This is a genomic window from Plantactinospora sp. A48 (genome assembly GCF_055793945.1).
This window is the reverse complement of record NZ_JBTIXF010000021.1, coordinates 51,121-72,937: the sequence shown is the minus strand read 5'-3', so window position 1 is coordinate 72,937 and position 21,817 is coordinate 51,121. Positions and strand designations below refer to the sequence as shown.

Genomic DNA, 21,817 nt, shown 5'->3' with positions numbered 1-21,817 from the left:
TCGAATCTGGCTTCGGTCGCCCCGTACGACAACCCGGTCCAGATGCCTTCCACAGAGACGCATCTGGATTGATGATGGATCCCGGGTGGTCCTGAGTTGACCGTGGGGAAGCGTCCGGGACGGGGGTACGGGATGACCGTCAACCACGCAGGGACCGGTGAGTAGCGGCATGACCGGTGAATTCGACGGAAAGGTCGCCCTGGTTACCGGCGGCGCGCGAAATGTCGGCCGGGCGATCAGTCGACGACTGGCCGCCGCTGGCGCGCTGGTCGTGGTGAACTACTTCCGATCGCCGGACGAGGCCCGCCGGACCCGGGCCGAGATCGAGGCCGCCGGTGGCCGCGTCCACCTGATCCGCGCCTCCGTGGCCCGGCCCGACCAGGTGGACCGGATGTTCGACGAGATCCAGGCCGTCCATGGTGGCCTGGACATCCTGGTCAACAGCGCGGCCGACGGCGCGTTGGGCGGGCCCGGGGAGGTGACCGACCAGGCTCTGGACCGGGCCTGGGACACCGACCTGAAGGGCAGCCTGCACTGCGCCCAGCGGGCGGCGCCGATGATGATCGCGCGGGGCGGTGGCAGCATCGTCAACCTCTCCACCCTCGGCGGTGGGCAGTTCGTGATGGCGGGATACCTGGCCTGTGGGCCGGCGAAGGCGGCGCTCGAGGCGCTGACCCGGTATCTCGCGGCCGACCTGGCCCGGCACGGAATCCGGGTCAACACGGCCGCGGCGGGCATGCTGGAATCGCCGGTGGCGGGGCAGTTCCCGGACGCCGAGCGGATGCAACGGACGATCATCGGGGCCACCCCGATGGGCCGGCTCGGTCGACCCGAGGAACTGGCCGAGGTGGTGGCCTTCCTGGCCTCTCCGCGATCGAGCTGGATCACCGGTCAGGTGATCCTCGCCGACGGTGGATTGTCCACCGGCCAGGCGCTGCTCGCCCCACCACCGATCGCGTCGACACCCGAGGCCGCGCCACCAGCCCCGGCCCGGGTTTCGGCTCCCGTCGAGGACGACGTCGAGGACGAGGTCGCGGTCGTCGGCATGGGCCTGGCCGTGTCCGGGGCCAACGACCCCGAGGAGTTCTGGCGGGAGTTGCTGCACGGCGCCGAGCGGTTCGTCGAGATCCCGGCCGAACGCTGGGACAACGAGATGTTCTACGCCGAGGACCGGCACGCCGAGGACAAGACTTACTCCCGGCACTCGGCCTTCATCACCGACTTCGTCCCGCACCCGGCGCTGGCCGAGGAACTGGCCCGGAACGGACGGACCCGGCCGGCACCCGAGGCCACCACGATGTGGCTGCGGCACTCGCTGCTACAGGCGATGGACGGGGTGACGGTACGTCCGTCGGACCGGTACGGCTGCTACGTCGGCTACACCGCGGACGGCAGCCAGCACCTCGAGGAGGCGACGGTACGCGCGGGCGTGCTGGCCCAACTGGCCCCGATCCTGGCCCGGCTGGACCTGCCCGACGACGTCCGGGCCGCGGCGCTGGACCGCATCGCCACGGCCCTGACCCGGCGATACCCGCGCAGCGGCCCGGACCCGGTGCGGTTCTTCCCGCACCAGGTCGGACTGCACGCGATGCGCGGAATCCTGCCGCCCGAGGCCGAACTGCTGGTGGTCGACACCGCCTGCTCGTCCTCGCTCTACGCCGTGGACCTGGGCGTCAAGGAGATCCTGGCCGGCACCCGCGACATCGTCGCCTGCGGCGGGGCGTTCGCCAACGGCCCGCGCGGGTCGGTGCTGTTCGCCAAGCTCAGTGGCCTGTCCACCGGCGGTGTCGTACGCAGCCTGGACCGGGCCGCCGACGGGGTGCTGTTCGCCGACGGCGCGGCGACGGTGGTGCTCAAGCGGCTGAGCCGGGCGCGGGCCGACGGCGACCGGATCTGGGGCACCATCGCGGGCGTCGGCTCGTCCTCGGACGGGCGGGGCAAGGCCATCTACGCACCCAACGCGGCCGGTCAGCGACTGGCCATCCAGCGTGCCCTGAACCAGTCGGGTACCACCGGGACGGACCGGCCGGGCTGGGTGATCGCGCACGCGACCGGCACCCCCGCCGGGGACCTCGCCGAGCTGAGCACCCTGCGGGAGGCGATGGCCGGGGCCGGGCCGGTCCACGTCACCTCGAACAAGTCCGTGGTCGGCCACACCGGATGGACCGCCGGGGTGGTCTCCCTGGTACACGCCCTGCTGGGCATGGACCGCGAGCTGATCCCGCCCCAGCACCGGTTCACCGCGCCGTCGCCGGGGTTCGCCGCGGCCGGCACCGGTGACCTGGTCATTCCGACCACCCCGGTGCCCTGGCCGGGGAACCCGGGCCGGCGGCGGACCGCGGCCGTCAGCGGCTTCGGGTTCGGCGGCACCAACGCCACACTGATCGTCCGGGAACCACCGCCGGCGTCGGCGCCGGTACGTCCGTCGCCCGCCCCGACCGCGCCCGCGCAGCCGATCGTGATCGTCGCCCGGGCCGCACACCTGCCCGGCCTGCGCGACGTCACCGAACTGGACGACTGGCTGCGCCGGGGCGGGCCGGCGCCGTTCGCGCCGAGCTTCGGCGCCACGTACCCGATGCCACCCTTCGAGCGGGTCCGCCTGCCCGGTCGCACGGCGCAGGCGATCGACAGGTGCCAGCTCATGGTGCTGGAGTGCGCCCACCAGATGCGCGACGAGTTGGGCGCGTTCTGGGCCGAGCACCGCGAGACCACCGGCGTGGTCCTCGGACACCAGGGCCCGACCGGGAACGGAATGCGGTACGCCGGCCGGTGTTACCTCGACGACGTCACGCACGCGCTGAGCACCGATCCGGCCCTTTCCGGCGCGGAGTGGCTGGACACCGCGCTGCGGGAGTACGCCGACGCGGTACGCCGGCGGGTGCCACCCTCCACCGAGGACACCTTCCCCGGAATGATGCCGAACGTGATCCCGGCGCGGGTCGCCAACTCCTTCGACCTGCACGGTCTCAACATGGTGGTGGACACCGGGCTCACCTCGGCGCTGAGCGCCGTCGGAGTGGCGAGCCACTACCTGCGGACCGGGGAACTGAAGATGGCCCTGGTGGGCGGGGTCAACGGCAACAGCACCCACGAGGTGGGGCAGCTGCTGGACGGCGCACTGGGCGGCACCGCGCGACCGGCCGAGGGCGCGATACTGTTCGCGCTGGTGACCGAGGAGACGGCGCGGTCGGCCGGCCTGCGGATCCTGGCCCACCTGGACCCCCCGACCCTGACGCCCGACCCCGACGAGCCGGCGGGCCAGCGGTTCGACTGCGGCGCCGACCGGGCCGGTCGCGACCACTGCTTCCTCGGGGCGGAGGGCGCGATCGGCATCATGGCCGCGTTGGCCGGTCCGGCGGCGGGGGGCACGGTCGTCTGCCACAGCGAGGAACCGGGCCGGGACGTGGTGCTTCGGGTCCGGCGCCCGGAACCGGCCCCCGAGGTCCCGGCCGACTGCTACGACACCGGCCGGTACGCCGCCGGTGCCGAGCTGCTGCCGCTGGGCACCGCCCGCCACGCGGTGCGCTGGGCGGCCGATCCGGGGGTCCCGGTCCGCGCGACGGTCCCGTTCTGGACCGGTACGTCGGCAGCCGGTGGGCCCGGCTCGGTCGCCGTGCTGACCGACCGGCCGGACCTGCTGGCGGCGGCCGGCGTACCCGGGAATGTCCTGGTCCTGTCGACGGCGCCGGCGGCCGGTCCCGGACACCTGCCGGAGGTGACCCCGGAGGCCGTGCGGGCGGTGCTGGACCGGTCGGACCCGGAACATCGGATCGCGCACGTGCGGCTGCTGACCGACCTGACCGGGGTGGACGACTCCGGCAGCACCCCGCCAACCGCCCTGATCGCCCTGCACGACCTGCTGTACCTGGTGGTGCAGCAGCGGCTGAGCCGGCGTGCCGGAGCGGGCGGCGACGGGACGGACGGCGCCGGGGCGGACGGCGGTGAAACGGGCGGTGCCGGGGCGACCAGTTGCCTGGGCCTGTTCCTGAACGCGCTGCCCGGCGGCGTGGCGCATCCCTACACCGGTCTGTTCAGCGGCCTGTTCAAGGTGATCCACCTGGAGACGCCGGACTGCACCACCATCGCGGTGTTGACCGACACGACCGACGTGCCGACCGGGCTGGCCGAGGTGGAACGGGAGTGGGCGCTGGCGGGCGACCTGCCGGTGACCCAGTACGCGGGCGGGGTGCGCCAACGGGTCACCGTGTTGGCCGAGCCCGGTGAGCTGGTGCCGCCCGGGGCGGCGCGACTCGGGCCGGACTCGGTGGTGGTCGCGGTGGGTGGCGGCCGGGGCATCACCGCGGAACTGCTGGTGGGACTGGCCCGCCACTTCCGACCCCGGATCTTCGTGCTCGGCAGCAATCCCATCGACGCGCATCCCCGGGAATATCTGGAACTGGACGACGACGAGTTCACCCGGGGACGGCGCGGCTACATCCGCCAGCGGCTGGCGCAGCAACCCGGGCTCACCCCGGCCACCGCCGGCCGGGAGTACGACCGGATCGCCGACGCCCGGGTGACCCGGCGCAACCTCGCCCGCCTGGCCGAACACGTCGGAGCCGACCGGGTCAGCTACCTGAGCTGCGATGTCACCGACCCCACGCGGGTGACCACGGCGACCGCGGAGATCCTGGGCGTCGCCAGCCGGATCGACCTGCTGATCAACGCGGCCGGGCTGAGCCGGTCCGCCCCCATCGCCAGCAAGGACTTCGCCGAGTTCCGGTTGATCCGGGACCGCAAGCTGCGCGCCTACCAGAACCTGAGGGCGGCGCTGCGGGAGCAGCCACCCCGGATCTGGTGCAACATGGGCTCGCTGCTGGGACTGACCGGCCAGGTGGGCGAGGCCGACTACGCGGCGGGCAACGACTTCCTGGGCGCCGCCGCCACGTACCACTCCCGGATTCGCGGCGAGCACGAGCTGACCATCGGGTGGACCTTGTGGGGCGAGGTCGGCCTCGGTGCGAACGACCTCACGAAGGCGTACTTCGACCGGGCCGGCACGTACTCCAACATCACCAGCGGGGAGGGTCTGCACCACTTCCTCCGGGAGTTGAACGTCAGCGAACCTGAGCCGTACACCGTCCACCTCGGTGCCGCCGAGTCGGCGGCCATCGACCGGATGCTGCCCCGGCTGCTCGACCACCTCCGGGCACCGGACGGGTTCTATCTCGGCCGGACCCGCCACCGGGACGCCGACACGGTGCTGCTGGAGCGCGTGGTCGACCTGGAGACCGACGGCTACCTGCGCCACCACCGGGTCAACGGAACACCGACCCTGCCCGGCACGTTCGTCACGGAGATCGCCTTCGAGGCGGCCCGCGTGCTGCTGCCGGACCTGCTGCCGTACGCCTTCGAGGAGGTGGTGTTCCGGCACTTCCTGAAGGTTCACGAGCGACGGCGACCGCCCACCATCCGGATCCGGGCCCGGGTCGTCGAGCGCCGACCCGAACTCGGGCAGGCGCGCGTCGCGGTGACCGTGAGCGGTGACGTGGTGGCGCCGGACGGGACGGTGCTGGTCCGGGACCGGCCACACTTCGACATCCAGGTGCTGATGGCCGGGCGGCTGCCCGCGGCACCTCGCTGGCCCGAGTGGTATCCGGCGCAGGAGTCGCCGACACCCGACCCGTACCACCAGGTCGGCTCCCCGGTGCTGCTGTCGGACCTGTTCGCCAGCACCACCGACACCCGGCTGCATCCGTTGGGCCGGCGCTCCACGTACCACCTGGCGTTGCCCGGTGACCACCCGGCGTTCTCCCGGTTCCACCTGCCGGTGCTGCTGCTCGACGGGCTGGCCCGGACCGGTGTGCTGGCCCCCACCGCCGGACTGATCCCGCTGGCGGTGCCGCTGGGAATCCGGCGGATCGACCTCTACGAGCACCTCAACGACGCTGAGGTGGCCGACCGGTACGGCCGGGTCGAGCTGTACGCGATGCTGCCCGACGCCGAACCCGACGGCCGGCCCGGTGCCGGCAACCGGTTCGCGGCGGTGCGCCCGGACGGCCGCCTGCTGGTCCAGTTCAGCGACCTCGACTGGAAGGTGATGGGTTACCTGGACCAGGAGACCGGGAGTTTCGTTACCGCACCACGCCCACTGGCTCTGCGTTGACCGGACAGGTCCCGGTACGCGCCGTCCAGCGCGTGGTCTGGACCCCGCTGGAAACCGCGCCGGTGGCGGCCGACCGGGCCCGGCTGGTCGGCCGGTCGATCGCGATCGTCGGCGGCGCCGAGCGGACGGCCGCCGCCCTCGGCGCGGCGCTCCGATCGGCCGGGGCGGTCCCGCACCGGCTCGCGCCCCCGGTGGGTGACCCGCCCTCGGGCGAGGTGACGGAGACGACGGCCCGGTTCGTCGCCACGGCCGGCCGGCTCGACGCGATCGTCGATCTCAACCTGGAGCAGCCGATCGACGCGCCCGGGGGTGACAACTGGGTGCCCGCGCTCCGGCAGACCTTCGCCCTGTTGCAGGCGTGCCATCCGGACTGGAGCGCCGAGACCTCGGCCGATCGGCTCGGCTACCTCGCGGTCACCCGGCTGGGCGGGCAACTGGGCTTCGCCCCCGCCACGATGGACCAACCGCTCGGTGGCATCTGGGCGGGGCTGGCCAAGGGCCTGCCCCGGGAGATCCCGAACTGCAACGTGCGGATCGTGGATCTGGCCCCCGAACACCGGGACGACACCGCCGACCTGGTCGTGGCCGAGTTGTACGGGTGGGGGTTGTTCGAGATCGGCTACCGGGCCGGTCACCGCTACACGCTGGTGCCCCGCCGGGAACCGGTCGGCCCGCCGACGATGACGCTCGGCCCCGAGGACACCGTCGTGCTGACCGGCGGTGGTCGGGGGATCGGCTTCGACCTGGCCCGCACGCTCGCCGCCGACCTCGGCTGCCGGGTGGTGGTCAGCGGTCGGGCCGAGGCACCGGACGGGACCGACCCGCTGGTGACCATGCCCGATCACGACTTCCGGCGGTACCGGGACGAGCGGCTGCGGGCGGCGGCGGCCGAACGCCGGCTCCCGGCCGAGCGGGAGCGGCTGGCGGGTCTGGAGCGGGCCCGCGAGCTGTGGACGCATCTGCGCCAGGCCCGGTGCGACGGCCTGCGTATCGAATACTCTCGCTGCGATGTCCGGGACCCGGACCAGGTGGCGCGGCTGGTGGAACGGGCCGGTGCCGGGCCGTACGGGGTGGTGCACAACGCCGGCGCCGACACCCCGATCCGGTTGCCGGCCAAGTCCCTGGACGCGGTGACCGAGGTGGTCCGGATCAAGGTTCAGGGCTTCCTCAACCTGGTCCGTGCCGTGGCCGGCCGGTCGGCGCCGCGGTTCTTCTGCTCGGTGGGTTCGTTGACCGGCCGGCTCGGCGGGATGACCGGTGAGTTGGACTACGGCGCCGCCAACGAGGGGCTGAGCCGGCTGGGCCTGTGGGCCGCGCAGCCGACCGGGCAACCGGGCCGGCCGGTCCGGCTGCCGGTGCGTACCGTCTGCTGGCCGACCTGGGACCGGCTCGGCATGATCAGCAATTTCGCGGCGACCCTGCGCTACATGTCCGCGATGGACGTGGCCGACGCCCGCCGCCGGTGGGTCCGGGAGATCCTCGCGGGCGGGGACGGCGAGGTCACCTTCCTCGGGGAGATCGGTCCGGACATGCAGCCGTCGATCCTGCGGGGTTACCCGGTGCCACCGGGGCTGCCGGGTGTCGACCGGCTGGTCGCCAGCCGCTATTTTCTCGGCGAACCGGTGGTCTTCCACCCCGGACGGCAGATCCGGGTGACGCACTCGGTGGAGCCCGCCACCCTGCCCTGCTGTGACGACTTCCGGCTGGCCGGTCAGCCGGCGCTGCCGGTCAGCCTGTGCCTGTGCCGCCTGCTGGCCAGCGCGGAGTGGGTGCTGCCGGAGCGGCCGGCCGGGCTGCGGCTCGCGGCGGTCCGGGACGTGTCGGTACGGCTGGCGGAACTGGTCGCCGGACCGGACCGGCGGACGATCGACCTGACCGGCTCGGCGCAGGGGCGCCGCGACGGGGATGCCTGGGTGGTCCGCGCGACGCTGCTCCGGCGGGACGCCGAGGCGGCCCGGATGGAACTGGTCTATCGGCCGGAGATGCCGCCGCACCGGCCGGAGGTGCCGCTGGCAGCCGCCCGGGTCGGCCCCGATCCCGACCGGTCCTACCCGTCCGACCGGTTCGACCCGCCCGACCGGTCCTACCCGTCCGACCGGTTCGACCCGCCCGACCCGCCCGATCCGTCCGGCATCGGTGTCCGCGGTCCAGGCTGGCCCGGTCTCACCGGCGCCGGGCCGGCCGGCGCCACCTCACCCGCCGCCGGCCCGCACTGGTACGGACAGTCGTTCCGGATCGCCCGCTGGCGGCCCCGGCCCGGTGGGTGGTGGGCACCGGCTCCGGCCGAGCACGTCGAGGACCTGCTGGCGGTGACGCCGGCCCCGTGTCCACCGATCGGACTGACCACGGTGGAGAACCTCATCCGGGCCGGCTATCTGGACCAGCTCGCGGCGGGCGGCCCGGTCGAACCCGCCGAGCTGCGCATCGACCTCATCCTTCTCGACGGCACCGCGGCGGCCGGTCACGCCGACGGCACCGCGGTGGCCGGTCATCCCGACGGCACCGCGGCGGCTGGTCACGCCGACGGCACCGCGGTGGCCGGTCATCCCGACGGCACCGCGGTGGCTGGTCACCCGGACGGCACCGCGGTGGCCGGTCACCCCGACGGCACCGCGACGACTGGCCGGCCCGACAGCGCGGCAGCGGCTGGCCTCAACGGTGCCGCGTCGGCCGACCGGCCTGATGCCGCACCGGCTGGCGGCCTCGACGGCATCGCGACGGATGGTTGGCTCGACGGCGCTGTCGGTCGCGGAGAGTGGGCCGCGTACGACCCGGGCGGCCAGCTCCGGCTCCGGCTCTCCGGGATGCGGTTCGACCGATGAGCTTCCGGGCGTCCCGGCCCGGCATGGGGCCTGTTAGCCTGGCTCACGCTCTTCGATGCGCAGGCGGACGGCCCGGTCGCGGGCCGTCCGATCGGTCCGGACGCGCCGGTCCGGACGCGCCGGTCCGGACGCGCCGGTCCGGATGCGACGGGCCGGGGTGTGGCGGGTCGGGATCCCGGGGCGCCGCGACGTCGCCGGGTCGAACCGGCGGCACCGGCCCGGCCACCACCGATCGTCTTCGAACTACGGGGGGAGCACTGTGCGGGGTCGGTCAGTTGGCGCACTCGTCGCGTTGTCGATGTGCGCATTCGGCTACGTCACCACGGAAACACTGCCGATCGGCCTGCTGCTGCCGATCTCTGCGGACCTGGACGTGTCGCAGTCCCGGGTCGGGCTGCTGGTCACCTGGTACGGCCTCGTCGTCGTACTCGCGACGATCCCGCTCACCCTGCTCACCCGGCGGATTCCCCGGCGCTTCCTGCTCGGGGGCCTGGTCGGGGTGTTCGTGGTGTCGACCGCCGCCGCGGCCGCCGCGCCCGGATACGGCGTACTGCTGATCGCCCGGTTGGCCACGGCGCTGAGTCAGGCACTCTTCTGGGCGCTCGCCCTGCCCACGGCGAGTTCCCTGTTTCCGGAGCGGGTGCGGGGTCGGGTGATCAGCGTGGTGATGGCGGGCACCTCGCTCGCCGCGGTGCTGGGGGTGCCGGCCGGCACCTGGCTGGGGCAGGAACTCGGGTGGCGGGTGCCGTTCCTCATCCTGGCCGTTGTCGGGCTCGGTGCGGCGGTGGCGATTGTCACGCTGGTGCCGACCGTGGCTCCCGACGAGGCGCCGTCGGCCCACGGCAGCACCCCCGATGTCCGTCGGTACCGGTTGCTGATCGTGCTGACCGTCCTCTCTGTCACCGGCGCGTTCGCCTCGTTCACGTACGTCACCCCCTTTCTGGTCACGATCGGCGGGTTCGCCGTCGCCGCGACCGGCGCGTTGCTGCTCGCCCGTGGGGTGGCCGGGATCGCTGGTGTCTTCGCCGGGGGCGTGCTGGTGGACCGCAGTCCGTGGACCGCCACGGCGGTGCCGGTGCTGGCGCAGGTCGTCGCGCTGCTCGGGCTCTACGCGCTCGGCACCCTTCCGGTGGCGGCCGTCGTGCTGGTGGCGCTGGCCGGTGCGGCGTACTCGGCCCAGACGACCGTGCTGGGCGGCCGGATCCTGCAGGTGGCGCCGGGCCGGACCGATCTCGCCGTGGCGGGCCTGTCCACCGCGATGAACATCGGGATCACCGCGGGCGCGCTGGTCGGCGGAGTGCTGCTGCCCTGGTACGGAGTCCGCAGCACCGCCCTGGCCGGTGGCCTGCTCAGCCTGGCCGCGCTCGTCGTCGTGTGGATCGAGCCACGCTTGCCCGAACGACCAGCGACAATTCCGACGGGTAACCGTGCTGACGCATTTTCGTAACTATTTTGCTTGATGACAGCCGATCGACCACGGAGTATGTTCTGTCTCGGCGAGGCGGGACGCTCGACCGGAACACCGGGTCGGGGCCTTCAGGGGGGCGCCAACCGACCACTATGTGCGCCCCGGCTCGTCGGTCCGTCAGACGGGCGACCACGGGGGTGGATGAATGCGGGCTACAGCCGAACCGGTTTCGAGGCGGGTCATAGCCGTCTCCGGCTCCGACGCGCCCGCGCTGACCTTGTCGACCTGAATCACGTACGCCGGAAAGCCTCGCGGCGTCCGGCGCCGACGCCCGGCGCCGACAGCGAGGCCGGGAACGACGCTCGACGCTGGCTCCGGGGGTGGGGGCCGGCGTCGATTTTCGGGACTGACAGCCAATCTGTGGGGTTGACCGCACAGCAGGCTCGAACAACGTAAGCGGGGGGACATGACGGGGCAACGACCTCAGTTCGTGGTGGACGCGCTCGACCTGACAGGTGACATCGACGCCGACGCCGTCCTGCGGTGCTTCCAGCACCCGGACGGCAGCCCGGACCCGTTGCGCTGCGCGGTGCTGCTCGCCGGCGGGCGGCGGGCGGCCGAGGAACTTCTCCGGACGGCGCTACGGGACCGCTTGGCCGAGGGGGATTCGCCGGACGCGCTCGCCCGGAACGTGGTGGACCGGATCCTCGCCTGGCAGCCGCGGCTGACCGGGGCCGAGGCGGTGGCCGGGCTGCTCGCCGCCGCCGGCGTCGCCAGGGTCTTCATCTACGCGGGCACCTCGGAGTTGGCACTCGCCGACGCGATCAGCCGGGTCGACGGCCTCCGGCTCAGCAACGGGCGGGGTGACAAGGAGTCCGCGTTCATGGCCGCCGGCGCCTCGCTGACCGAGCCGAACCGGGGCGTGGCCGTGCTGCACGGCGCACGTGGCCTGACCAACGCGATGGGCGCGGTCGCCGACGCCCGGCGCAGCGAGGTGGGCACGCTCTACCTCGTCGGGATGCCGTCCACCGGCTCGGCCCGGTTCCTTCCGCCGCACGGCGAGGCCCGACTGCTGGAGGGGTTGGACGGCCTCGTCGACTGGCAGGAACAGGCCGGCTCCGTTCCGGCTGATCCGGAGGGCCGCGAGCGGGCGGCGGGTCGCTTCGTCGACCAGGTCCGCCGGGCGCTCGCCTTCACCGCCCGGCCGCCGTACCGGCCGGCGGTCTTCGGCGTCCCGCAGGACGTCGCCGAGCAACGCTGGCTGCCGCTGGCCGCGCTGGCCTCCCCGGCCACGGCGGAACCACTGCCCGACATGGACGACGCCGACCTGGAAGCCGCCGTCGAGGAACTGCTGCGGGCCGAACGCCCGCTGCTCCTGGTCGACGACTACGCGCTGCGTTATCCCGACGCGCGGGCCGCGCTCGACCGGATCAGCGCCGACCTCGGCGCCCCGGTGCTCCAGGTGCGCTACCGCCGCGGCCCCATGCTCTTCGAACGACTCCGGCAGGACGAGGTGGGCAACTTCGTCGGTTGGTTCGATCCGTTCAACCCCGCGCACCGCGACCTGCTCGACCAGTGCGACCTGATGGTCACGGTCGAGGACCGCAACATCTACGAGCGGGTGGTGGGCACGCTGCCGGAGTGCCGGAAGATCGCCGTCAACACCGACCCGACCAAGGTACTGAAGAACGAGTACCTCGGCGAGAAGGACGTCCTGGTGGTCGGCGATCCCGCCCAGGCACTCGGGGAGCTTTCGCGGCGGCTGCACGCCCGGGGAGCGGCCAGCCGGGCCCGGTGGGTCGGCACGGACGCCCGGTTGTCGGCCACCGCCGATGTCGAGCCGGTCGCCGAGCACATCCGGGACGGCCGCCGGGCGGTGGTCCGTGCGCTGGCCGAGGTGTTGGCCGGGTGGGACCGGCCGGCACTGGTCGACGACAGCCAGATGTTCGGCGGACTGATCGCGGAGCACTACGACGAGCTGCCACCGGGGCTGAGGATCTTCGGCGGCCACGGTGCCTTCGTCGGCAGTGGACTGTCGTACGCGACGGGCCTCGCCGCCGCCAACGACGGAATACGGGTGATGTGCACCCTGGGCGATCAGGCGTTCACCAACTCCTTCCAGGGACTCGTCGCCGCCGTGCAGGACCGGGCCCGGGTGCTCTACGTCGTGTGCAACAACGGCGAGTCGGTGTCGCTGAAGAAGCAGGGGTCCGCCTCGTACGGCGAGCTGGAACGGGCGTACCTGTCGAACGTGCCCGGCCTGCGGTACCACGCCATCGCCCGGGCGCTCGGGCTGTCGGCCGAGGAGGTCACCGTTCCCCTCGGTGGCTCCGCCGCCGACGTCGACGCCGGCATCCGGCGGTTCTCCGCCGCCCTGGCCAGGGCGGCCGCCGCCGACGGACCCAGCCTGGTGGAGCTGGTGCTGCCGTCGGCGCCCGAGGTGTGGGCGGGCATCTGGCTCACCCAGGGCTTCGAACGGGCGCAGAGCGGCGGCGACGGGGCGCAGGCCGGCGGCGAACGGGCGCAGGCCGGTGACGCCAGCGAGATCCGAGTCTCAGCGAGAGAGGAAGCGCCATGCTAGGTGTGCGACCCGAAGATCCCGAGGTGCTGGCGAAGGCCGTCGCCGACACCCTGGTCGCCAGGGTGGACCCGGGTGCCCCGCGGTCCTGCCTGTTCCTCTGGGAAGTGGCCCGCCCCTGGCTGGAGGAGGTCGCCAGCCGCGTCAGGGCCAGCAGCGACGACGAGGTCCGGTCGCTCGGTGAGCGGCTGCTGGAGGATCCCGCCGACTCGGAGCGCTACTACGCGTTCCGTACCGCGCTGGCGGCCCGGCACGGCGACCCCGCGCTGACCGAGCTGTTCGAGAAGGGCTGGGAGGCGGAGAGCGTCAACCGGCTCGGCTACTACCTCGGCCCCCGCCACGCCGACGACGGCGGGCCGCAGGTGACCGCCGACGAGCTGCTGGACCTGGGTCCGGTGAACGCGCCCGCGGCCGGCCCGGAGGCGGACGTGCTCATCGTCATCCCGTTCCAGGACCGCAACGACGGCAAGGTACGGCTGCGGAACCTGCTGGCCTGCCTGCTCACCCTGGGCGACCAGTCCTACCCCCGGGACCGCTACCGGGTGGTGGTCGTCGAGTCCGACGACGAGCCGCGTTACCGGGAGCTGATCGAGCCGCTGGTCGACGAGTACGTCTTCGCGCCGAAGACGGGCATCTTCAACAAGTCCTGGGCGGTGAACGTGGGTGTGATGAACGCCGCGGGCCCGACCGAGGTGGTGTGCATCCTGGACGGCGACGTGCTGGCCGACCGCGATTTCATCAACCGCAACGCCGCCCGGTTCCGGCGCCCCGGCGCCGCCGGCCACCTGCCCTACCGGGACATGTTCTGCCTGAGCCAGGAGTCCACGTCCGACGCCATCCGGCAGCGCCTGGTGGGCGGCGCGGACGGGGCCGACCCGGAGACGCTGCGCGGCTTCCTGCTGCGCCGCCCGCCGGGCGCCTGCGTCTGGGCCCGGATCGACGTCTTCCGCCGGATCGGCGGCATGGACGAGCGGTACGAGGGATGGGGCGGCGAGGACAACGACTTCGCCTACCGGATGGACATCAACGGCGCTTTCGACACCCACCAGGACTGGCTCCTGCACCTGGCCCACCCGCCGTCGTCGGTGCTGAACGAGGACGGCTCCCTGCCCAACGCGGCCATCCCCGGGCTGAGCTGGCGTCCCACGGAGCCGATCGGGCGGATCGACAAGTTCTCGCCGACCGCAGCCGCGGGGCCGGCCACCTGACCGGTGCGGGTCACGGCTGTCCGCGCGGGGTGGGGATGTTCGGCGCGGCACGGTTCGTCCACGGGGGGAACGGGGAGATTTGACCAACGCTGATGGTGCGGGTGGCGGGCCACGGGTGGTCGTCCTGGGCGGCGGCCGGGGACTGACCGCGACGGTGCGGGCGGCCCGTGGCTACGCGGGGCACGTCACCGCCGTGGTGACGACCGCCGACGACAGCGGATCGACCGGAAAGCTGCGCGACACCATGGCGATTCCGGCGCCGGGGGACCTGCGACGCTGCCTGGTCGCGCTGGCCGGGTTGGCCGACACGCCACTCGGCCGCGCCTTCGAGCACCGGTTCGCCGGCACCGACATCGAGGGACACGCGCTGGGCAACCTGCTGCTGGCCGGACTGACCGAGGTCACCGGCGGCTTCCTCGGGGCGATCGAGGAGACCAGCCGGTTGCTCGGGATCGACCCGGCCACCGCGCGGGCCTGGCCGGCCACGGTCGACCAGGTCGACCTGCGGGCCGTCACCGTCGACGGCGTCGAGGTCAGCGGGCAGTACGCGGTGTCCAAGACGAAGGACATCGAACGGGTCTGGCTGTCCCCGTCGGAGGTCCGCGCCCCGGACGGGGTGGTGGCGGCGATCCGGGCCGCCGACCAGATCGTGCTGGGGCCCGGGTCCCTCTACACCTCCATCCTGGCCACCGCGCTGGTGACGGAGATCCACGCCGCGCTGGCCGCCGCCACGGCCCCGGTGGTCTACGTCTGCAACCTGGAACCCGAGGACGCCGAAACCCTGGGGTACGACGTGGCCGACCACGTCGCGGCCCTGACCGCGCACGGCGTCGTACCCGATGTCGTACTGGTCAACCGCGACGGCATCCTGCCCATGGGAGACGTCCGGAGCGCCGTCGTCGAGGCGGCACTGGCGCCACCCGACGGCGACGTCCACGACAGCGACAAGTTAGCCGCGGCACTGACCGGCCTGCTGACCTGAGCGGCCGGCAGCAAATCACGATCGGAGGTACGCGCGTGGCGCTGTTCACCCTGGCCTGCGCATTTCACGATACCGACCGGCTGCTTGAGCGGACCCTGCCGCTCGCACTGCGGTCGCTCACCCAACCCACCCGGCACGAGTTCGAGGTCATCCTGGTGGCCGACCGGTCCACCGACGAGGCGGCCGCCAAGCTGCTGCCGAGGCTGGCCGAGTACGGCGTGGACGAGTTCCGGTTCCGCCGGACGAACCGGTTGTCCTTCCCCGGTCTCGGCTCGAACAACTTCCACGCCAACAACTTCACGACCACCCGGCCCTATCTGGTCACGTTCACCGACGACTCGTTCATCTGGAAGAGCGACGACACGTTCGACGTGCTGGACGCGATGGTCGGGATCTTCGAGCGGCACCCCGAGGTGACCCTGATCAACAAGGTCGACGACCACGAGGAGTGGGACTCGCCCCTGATCGACCTCGGCCCCGAGATCGAGAGCGGGGTGCGTTCGGTGAACCGGGCCATCGACCAGCTCATCGCGTACGACACCCGCCGGTTCGAGCCGGTCGCCCGGCAGTTCGGCGCGTGGGACCTGGAAACCTTCAGCGGGGACATGGGTTTCCGGTACCACTGGGAGAGCCTGGCCAGCCACGTCGGGCGGACGGCGGGCCGCAAGATCGCCCACCCGGAGACGTGGCCGCTCCGGGTCCGGCACTGCGACCTGCGGCTCGACCCGGGAAGCATCCACGGCACCCAGGACGAGGACGTGAAGCTGAAGACCTTCGACAACCTGCTGCGGAGCGAGGGACTGAGCAAGCACGCCTGATCGGCAGGGTTTCTATCGGCAGCACTCCTGATCGACGGACCAGTTGAGGAGCATCTACGTGTCGGAAAACATCACCCGGGACGCGGCGTTGACCCGCTTTCGCCGGGCAGTGATCACCGGGGGAGGCGGCTTCGTCGGCTCGTACGTCACCGAGCGGCTGCTCGACTCGGGCGTCGAGGTCTACAGCGTCGACAACTTCTCGACCGGGCACCCCAGCTACATCGAGCACCTGCGGGACCGGCCCGGCTTCACGCTGCTGGAGGCGGATGTCACCGAGGAGTTCGAGGCGCCGGACGGGATCGATCTGGTCCTCCACCTCGCGTCGCCCGCGTCGCTACCGGAGTTCGCCCGGCTGCCGATCGAGACGATGCTGGTGGGCAGCCACGGCACGTACCGGACGTTGCAACTGGCGCACCGGCACGGGGCGCGGTACGTGGTCGCGTCGACCTCGGAGATCTACGGCGATCCGTTGCAGCATCCCCAGACCGAGGAGTACTGGGGCAACGTCAACCCGATCGGCGCCCGCTCGGTCTATGACGAGGCGAAGCGCTACGCCGAGGCGATGACCATCGCGTACGGCCGCAAGCACGGCGTCAGCGTGGGCATCGCCCGCATCTTCAACAGCTACGGCCCCCGGATGCGCCCGGACGGCCGGGTGGTGTCGGGCTTCGTGGCGCGGGCCGTCGAGGGCCGGCCGCTGCTGATCCACGGCGACGGCGCGCAGACCCGCTCACCCTGCTTCGTCGAGGACACCGCGCGCGGCATCCTGGCCATCGCGGCCAGCGACTACCAGGGACCGGTCAACATCGGGAACACCGAGGAGATCAGCGTCCGCGACCTGGCCGTCATGATCCGCGACCTGGCCGGCAGTTCCTCGTCGATCGAGTACGTCGCGGCGGACGCGGACGATCCCCGGCAGCGCCGACCCGACATCAGCCTCGCCAAGCGGGAACTGGGCTGGGAACCGCTGGTACCGCTCGTCGAAGGGCTTCAGCGCACCGTGGCGGCGGCCCGCCTGGCGCGGGAAGCCGCGAACCCGTCCGTTTCCGTCACCGGCTGAAAACGCGAGGAGGAGAAGTGCTCATCTCAGTGGTGGGATGCGGATATCTCGGGGTCACCCACGCCGCCGGCATGGCCGAACTCGGGCACGAGGTCATCGCCGTGGACATCGACGCGGGGAAGATCGCCGCGCTGGCCGGCGGCAACGTGCCGTTCTTCGAGCCCGGCCTCGACGAGCTCGTCGGCCGGCAGCTCGCGGCGGGAAGGCTGCGGTTCACCACGTCGTATCAGGAAGCCGCCACGGCCGACGTCCACTTCATCTGCGTCGGCACGCCCCAGCAGAGCAACGGTACCGGCGCCGACCTGAGCCACCTGGACGCCGTGGTCGGGCAGCTCGGTCCGCACCTGGACCGGGAGTGTCTCGTCGTCGGGAAGTCGACGGTCCCGGTGGGTACCGCGGCCCGGCTGGCCACGATGCTGCACGAGATCGCCCCGGCCGGTGCGGGCGTCTCGGTGGCCTGGAACCCGGAGTTCCTCAGTGAGGGCAGGGCGATCGCGGACACGCTGCGTCCCGACCGTCTCGTGCTCGGGGTGCCGGACGCCCGAGCCGAGCAGGTGTTGCGGGACATCTACGCGCCGATCATCGAGGCCGGGGTACCCGTGGTCGTCGCGGACCTGCCGACCGCTGAGGTGATCAAGTCGGCCGCCAACTCCTTCATGGCCACCAAACTCTCGTTCATCAACGCGATCTCCGAGTTCTGCGAGGCGAGCGGCGCCGACATCACCGTGGTCACCGAGGCGCTCGCGCACGACGCCCGGATCGGTGGCAAGTTCTTCACCTCGGGCCTCGGCTTCGGCGGCGGCTGCGTCCCCAAGGACATCCGGGCGCTGCTGGCCCGGGCCAACGAGCTGGGCGTCGGTCACGCGCTGGCGTTCCTGGCCGAGGTGGACGCGGTGAACCTGCGTTGCCGTGACCGGGTGGTGGAGCTGCTCCGCAAGCAGTGCGGTGGCTCCTTCGCCGGTCGCCGGATCGCGGTCCTCGGCGCGGCCTTCAAGCCGGGCACCGACGACATCCGGGACTCGCCCGCGCTGCACGTGGCGAACGTCATTCACCGGGAGGGTGGCGAGGTCGTCGTCTACGACCCGCAGGCCATGGGGAACGCCCAGCGCGCCTTCCCCGACCTCGGCTACGAGCCCACGCTGCTCGACGCCGTGCGGGGCGCGGACGTCGTCGCGCTGCTCACCGACTGGAACGAGTTCGCCGTCGCCGATCCGGAGTTGCTGGCCGGCGAGGTCCGGCAGCGCAACATCGTGGACGCCCGGCATCTGCTCGACGCCAGCGCCTGGCAGCGGGCCGGCTGGAACCTCGCCGCGCCCGGCCGCCCCGCGCTGCAACAGCGGGTCCCCGAGCCGTCGGCGTAACTTCCAACGACCGGACGAGGTCGGCTGGCCGGATGAAGCTTGCCGACCGGATGAGTTCGGCCGGGCCGGAAGAGTCTGGATGACTCTGGCTGGGCCGGTTGGGCTCGGCTGGGCCGGGCGTGCACGCCGGCCCAGCCGCTGCCTGCGTCGAACCCTGCCTGCGTCGAACCCTGCCTGCGTCGCACCCGCCCTGCATCGCACCCGCCCTGCGTCGAACCGGTCGGCGTCGAACCCGGCCGGCGCCGCTGCTTGGCTGGTTCGATCGTCGGCTGGTTCGATCTTCGGCGGGTTCGATCTTCGCTGGTACGGTCGGTTCGTGACGCGGGAGAAGCTGGCCGGAGAGCTGCTGCTGGTGGCCATCGTGGAGCTGGTCCCGGGCTCCGAGGCGGCCGGTCAGCGGTACGAGGACGCGGTGTTGGCGCTACTCGACCGGCACGGCGGCGTGCTGGAGCGGCGGATGCGCGGCACCGATTCGGCCACCGAGATACACGTGATCCGGTTCGCCTCCCGGGCCGGGCTCGAATCCTTCCTGGCCGACCCGGACCGGCTCGACCACCGCGACCGGGCCGGAGCCGCCGCCCCCACCACCCGAGTGATCGAGGTACGCGACCTGTAACACCCAGCCCGGTTCGGCGTCGCACCGCCCAAGAGATCAACACAATATCGGCGGAGTTGGGCAGTCCGGCTCGGGTGGACCCCCCAACTGCACCGGCATTGTGCTGATCTCTTGGGCGGGTGGCGGCTCGGCGGGCTGGGTAGGGTGCGCTGGTGGTCCGTACCGTTGTTGAGAGGGCGTGTTCGTGAGCGTCGCCGCCGTGAACGAGCTGACCGCACGCTGGGCCGGCACCCTGGGCGACCGGTCCACCGTGCTGTCCGGGGCCGGTGCGTACCCGCTGCTGGCGTTGCTGGCCCGGTACGCCGACGGCGTGACCAGGGACGAGCTGGCGGCGGTCGCCGGTACCCCGTTTCCGCTCGACCCGGCGGACTCCTCGGCGGTACGGCTGGCGGCGGGCGCCTGGGTCCACGCGGAACTGCCGCTGACCGAGCGGTGGCTCGCGCTGCCTGAGACGATGCGGGGACGGCTCACCGGCGACCCCGGGGTGGACCAGCCGAACCTGGACCGGTGGGCCGCCGACAACACCGCGGGACTGATCGAGCGGATGCCGACCGAGGTGACCGAGCGTACCCGGATGGTGCTGGCCAGCGCGTTGTCGGTCGTCACCACCTGGCGGTGGCCGTTCACCGAGGGATGGTCCCGGCCGCAGTCGGGCCCCTGGGCGGGCCGGGACCTCGTGGGACTGCACCGGGACCGCTACGACCCGGCCGCGCTGCGGGTCGTGGACACCCCGGCCGGCGTACTGACCCTGCTGACCGTCGCCGGTGCGGACGATGTCGACGTGGTCCTCGCGCTGGGCGCCGAGGACCGGCCGGCCGCCCGGGTCCTGCCGGCCGCCATCGGCGCGCTGCCTGGCCAGGGGCCCGAGTCGCCCGACCCGAGGCCCGGCGAGGCGATCAGCGCGGCTGCCGGGCCGGCCCGGACGGGGGACGGGTCCGTCGGCGCGGCGGGCCGGCCCGGGCCCGAGTTGCCGGTCACGGCCGGGCCGGGAGTGCGGGTCCATCGCGAGCGCGCCTTCGACAGCCGGCCGGAGCTGCGCGTCTCCACCGTCGAGTTCGCCGTGGCGGACGAACATGATCTGCTCGACCACGCCGAGATCTTCGGCCTGGGTGACGCTGCCGACACCGATCGGGGCCACTTCCCGGGGATCAGTCCGGAGCCGTTGGCTGTGTCGCAGGCCCGGCAGAGCGCGATGGCCACGTTCGGCGCGCTCGGCTTCAAGGCCGCCGCGGTGACCTCGATGGATATGCCGACGGCCGCGGACATCCGGCAGCCGGAGGCCGAGAAGGAGGTGACCACGGTGACCTTCGACCGGCCGTTCGGCTTCGTCGCTGTACACCGGCCGACCGGACTGGTGCTGGTCGCCGGCTGGGTCACCGTCCCAACGCCCTACCGGACCTGACGACCCCGACCCAACCGCCCCAGGTCGGTTCGGCCGAGATCTTGGAATTCAGCTACCCCTGACGGGGGAGTGGGATTCCAAGATCCCGCGAGTGGTGCGCGGGCGGTGCTGGATTGGAAGTGTTCCAGATTCGGGGCGCCCGGTTAATTGACGTACGCGAATAAAGCTGGCATTGTTCGCGGTGGAGCCGCTATGGGTCACGCACCTGGCGGGAGGAGTGGGCATCCTCCGGGCCGTCCGGGCACACACCCGACCGATCCTTCGACTTCCGGGGGCTTCATGTCCACCCATGTTCATACCCGTTCGATTCCCCGCCTGGCCTGGTTGGCCGCGCTGGGGGCGGCACTCACGGTGCTGCTCGCCGGCACGTTGACGACGGTCCTGTCCGGGCCCGCCTCGGCGCACGGCTCGGTGATCGATCCGGCCACCCGCAACTACGGATGCTGGCAGCGCTGGGGCAGCGACTTCCAGAACCCGGCCATGGCCACCCAGGACCCGATGTGCTGGCAGGCCTGGCAGGCCAACCCGCAGACCATGTGGCAGTGGAACGGCCTCTACCGCAACGAGGTCGGTGGCAACCCGCAGGCCGTGATCCCGGACGGCCAGCTGTGCAGTGCCGGCCACACGCAGGGCGGGCTGTACAACTCGCTGGACACGGTCGGCGCGTGGAAGACCACCCCGATCTCGAACAACTTCCGGATCAAGCTGTTCGACCAGGCCAGCCACGGCGCGGACTACATCAAGGTGTACGTCACGAAGCAGGGCTTCAACTCCGCCACCCAGCCACTGGGCTGGGGCGACCTGGACCTGGTGGGACAGATCGGCAACACCCCGGCGTCACAGTGGACGAAGGACAACGGTGGTGTCTCGATCCAGGTCGCGGGCTCGGCACCGGGCCGGACCGGTCGGCACATCGTGTTCACGTTGTGGCAGGCCAGTCACATGGACCAGGGGTACTACCTGTGCAGCGACGTGGACTTCGGCGGCGGCCCGACCACCCCGCCGACCAGCGCTCCGCCGACCAGCATGCCGCCGACCAGCGCCCCGCCGACCAGCATGCCGCCGACCAGCGCCCCGCCCACCTCGCCTGCGGCGGGCGGTTGCTCCGCGACGTACAAGATCACCAGCTCGTGGACCGGCGGGTTCCAGGGTGAGATCCAGGTGACGGCCGGCAGCTCGGCCATCCACGGTTGGACGGTCCGATGGACCTACGCCAACGGCCAGACGGTCACCTCCGGGTGGGGTGCGAACCTCACCACCAGCGGATCCACGGTGTCCGCGACGAACGTCACCTACAACGGCGCGTTGAATGCCGGCGGGAGCACCACGTTCGGCTTCCTGGGTAACGCGACCGGCAGCAGCAACCCGATACCGGCCGTCACCTGCACGGCGACCTGATGTCGGGCACCCGCGTGGTCACCTGACCGGTGGCCGCGCGGGCCTCGCCGGTGGTCGA

12 protein-coding genes are annotated in these 21,817 nt (G+C 72.4%); all 12 read left to right on the top strand.

Annotated elements, in window-relative coordinates:
• Nucleotides 1-169 precede the first annotated feature (169 nt).
• Complete coding sequence (locus ACXN5W_RS13860) at nucleotides 170-6,106, top strand: SDR family oxidoreductase (RefSeq protein WP_473158658.1); 5,937 nt, start codon at nucleotides 170-172, stop codon at nucleotides 6,104-6,106.
• Nucleotides 6,103-8,928: a KR domain-containing protein gene (locus tag ACXN5W_RS13855; protein WP_473158657.1), complete on the top strand. Its 2,826-nt coding sequence runs from the start codon at nucleotides 6,103-6,105 to the stop codon at nucleotides 8,926-8,928. The genes ACXN5W_RS13860 and ACXN5W_RS13855 overlap by 4 nt, the downstream gene beginning before the upstream one ends.
• Nucleotides 8,929-9,226: 298 nt before the next feature.
• Entirely contained in the window at nucleotides 9,227-10,375 is a 1,149-nt protein-coding gene (locus ACXN5W_RS13850) for an MFS transporter (protein ID WP_473158683.1), read from the top strand.
• Between the two features lie 427 nt (nucleotides 10,376-10,802).
• The gene (locus tag ACXN5W_RS13845; protein ID WP_473158656.1) at nucleotides 10,803-12,917 is read left to right on the top strand and encodes a thiamine pyrophosphate-binding protein; all 2,115 of its coding nucleotides are present in this window, start codon (nucleotides 10,803-10,805) and stop codon (nucleotides 12,915-12,917) included.
• On the top strand, nucleotides 12,911-14,122 hold the full coding sequence (locus ACXN5W_RS13840) for a glycosyltransferase family 2 protein (RefSeq protein ID WP_473158655.1): 1,212 nt from the start codon (nucleotides 12,911-12,913) through the stop codon (nucleotides 14,120-14,122). The genes ACXN5W_RS13845 and ACXN5W_RS13840 overlap by 7 nt, the downstream gene beginning before the upstream one ends.
• 79 nt (nucleotides 14,123-14,201) lie before the next feature.
• On the top strand, nucleotides 14,202-15,104 hold the full coding sequence (locus ACXN5W_RS13835; protein ID WP_473158654.1) for a gluconeogenesis factor YvcK family protein: 903 nt from the start codon (nucleotides 14,202-14,204) through the stop codon (nucleotides 15,102-15,104).
• A 35-nt stretch (nucleotides 15,105-15,139) separates the two neighbouring features.
• Nucleotides 15,140-15,922 (top strand): glycosyltransferase family A protein, encoded by a 783-nt coding sequence (locus tag ACXN5W_RS13830; RefSeq protein ID WP_473158653.1) that lies wholly within the window; start codon nucleotides 15,140-15,142, stop codon nucleotides 15,920-15,922.
• Between the two features lie 58 nt (nucleotides 15,923-15,980).
• A complete protein-coding gene (locus tag ACXN5W_RS13825; protein WP_473158652.1) occupies nucleotides 15,981-16,982 on the top strand; it encodes an NAD-dependent epimerase/dehydratase family protein in 1,002 nt (333 codons plus the stop codon).
• A 17-nt stretch (nucleotides 16,983-16,999) separates the two neighbouring features.
• A complete protein-coding gene (locus ACXN5W_RS13820; RefSeq protein WP_473158651.1) occupies nucleotides 17,000-18,343 on the top strand; it encodes a UDP-glucose dehydrogenase family protein in 1,344 nt (447 codons plus the stop codon).
• 316 nt (nucleotides 18,344-18,659) lie between these two features.
• On the top strand, nucleotides 18,660-18,959 hold the full coding sequence (locus tag ACXN5W_RS13815) for a hypothetical protein (RefSeq protein WP_473158650.1): 300 nt from the start codon (nucleotides 18,660-18,662) through the stop codon (nucleotides 18,957-18,959).
• Nucleotides 18,960-19,143: 184 nt separating this feature from the next.
• Nucleotides 19,144-20,361 carry a serpin family protein gene (locus tag ACXN5W_RS13810; RefSeq protein WP_473158649.1) on the top strand — a complete coding sequence of 406 codons (1,218 nt, stop codon included), beginning with the start codon at nucleotides 19,144-19,146 and terminating at the stop codon, nucleotides 20,359-20,361.
• A gap of 279 nt (nucleotides 20,362-20,640) precedes the next feature.
• On the top strand, nucleotides 20,641-21,759 hold the full coding sequence (locus ACXN5W_RS13805; protein WP_473158648.1) for a lytic polysaccharide monooxygenase auxiliary activity family 9 protein: 1,119 nt from the start codon (nucleotides 20,641-20,643) through the stop codon (nucleotides 21,757-21,759).
• Nucleotides 21,760-21,817: the final 58 nt, after the last annotated feature.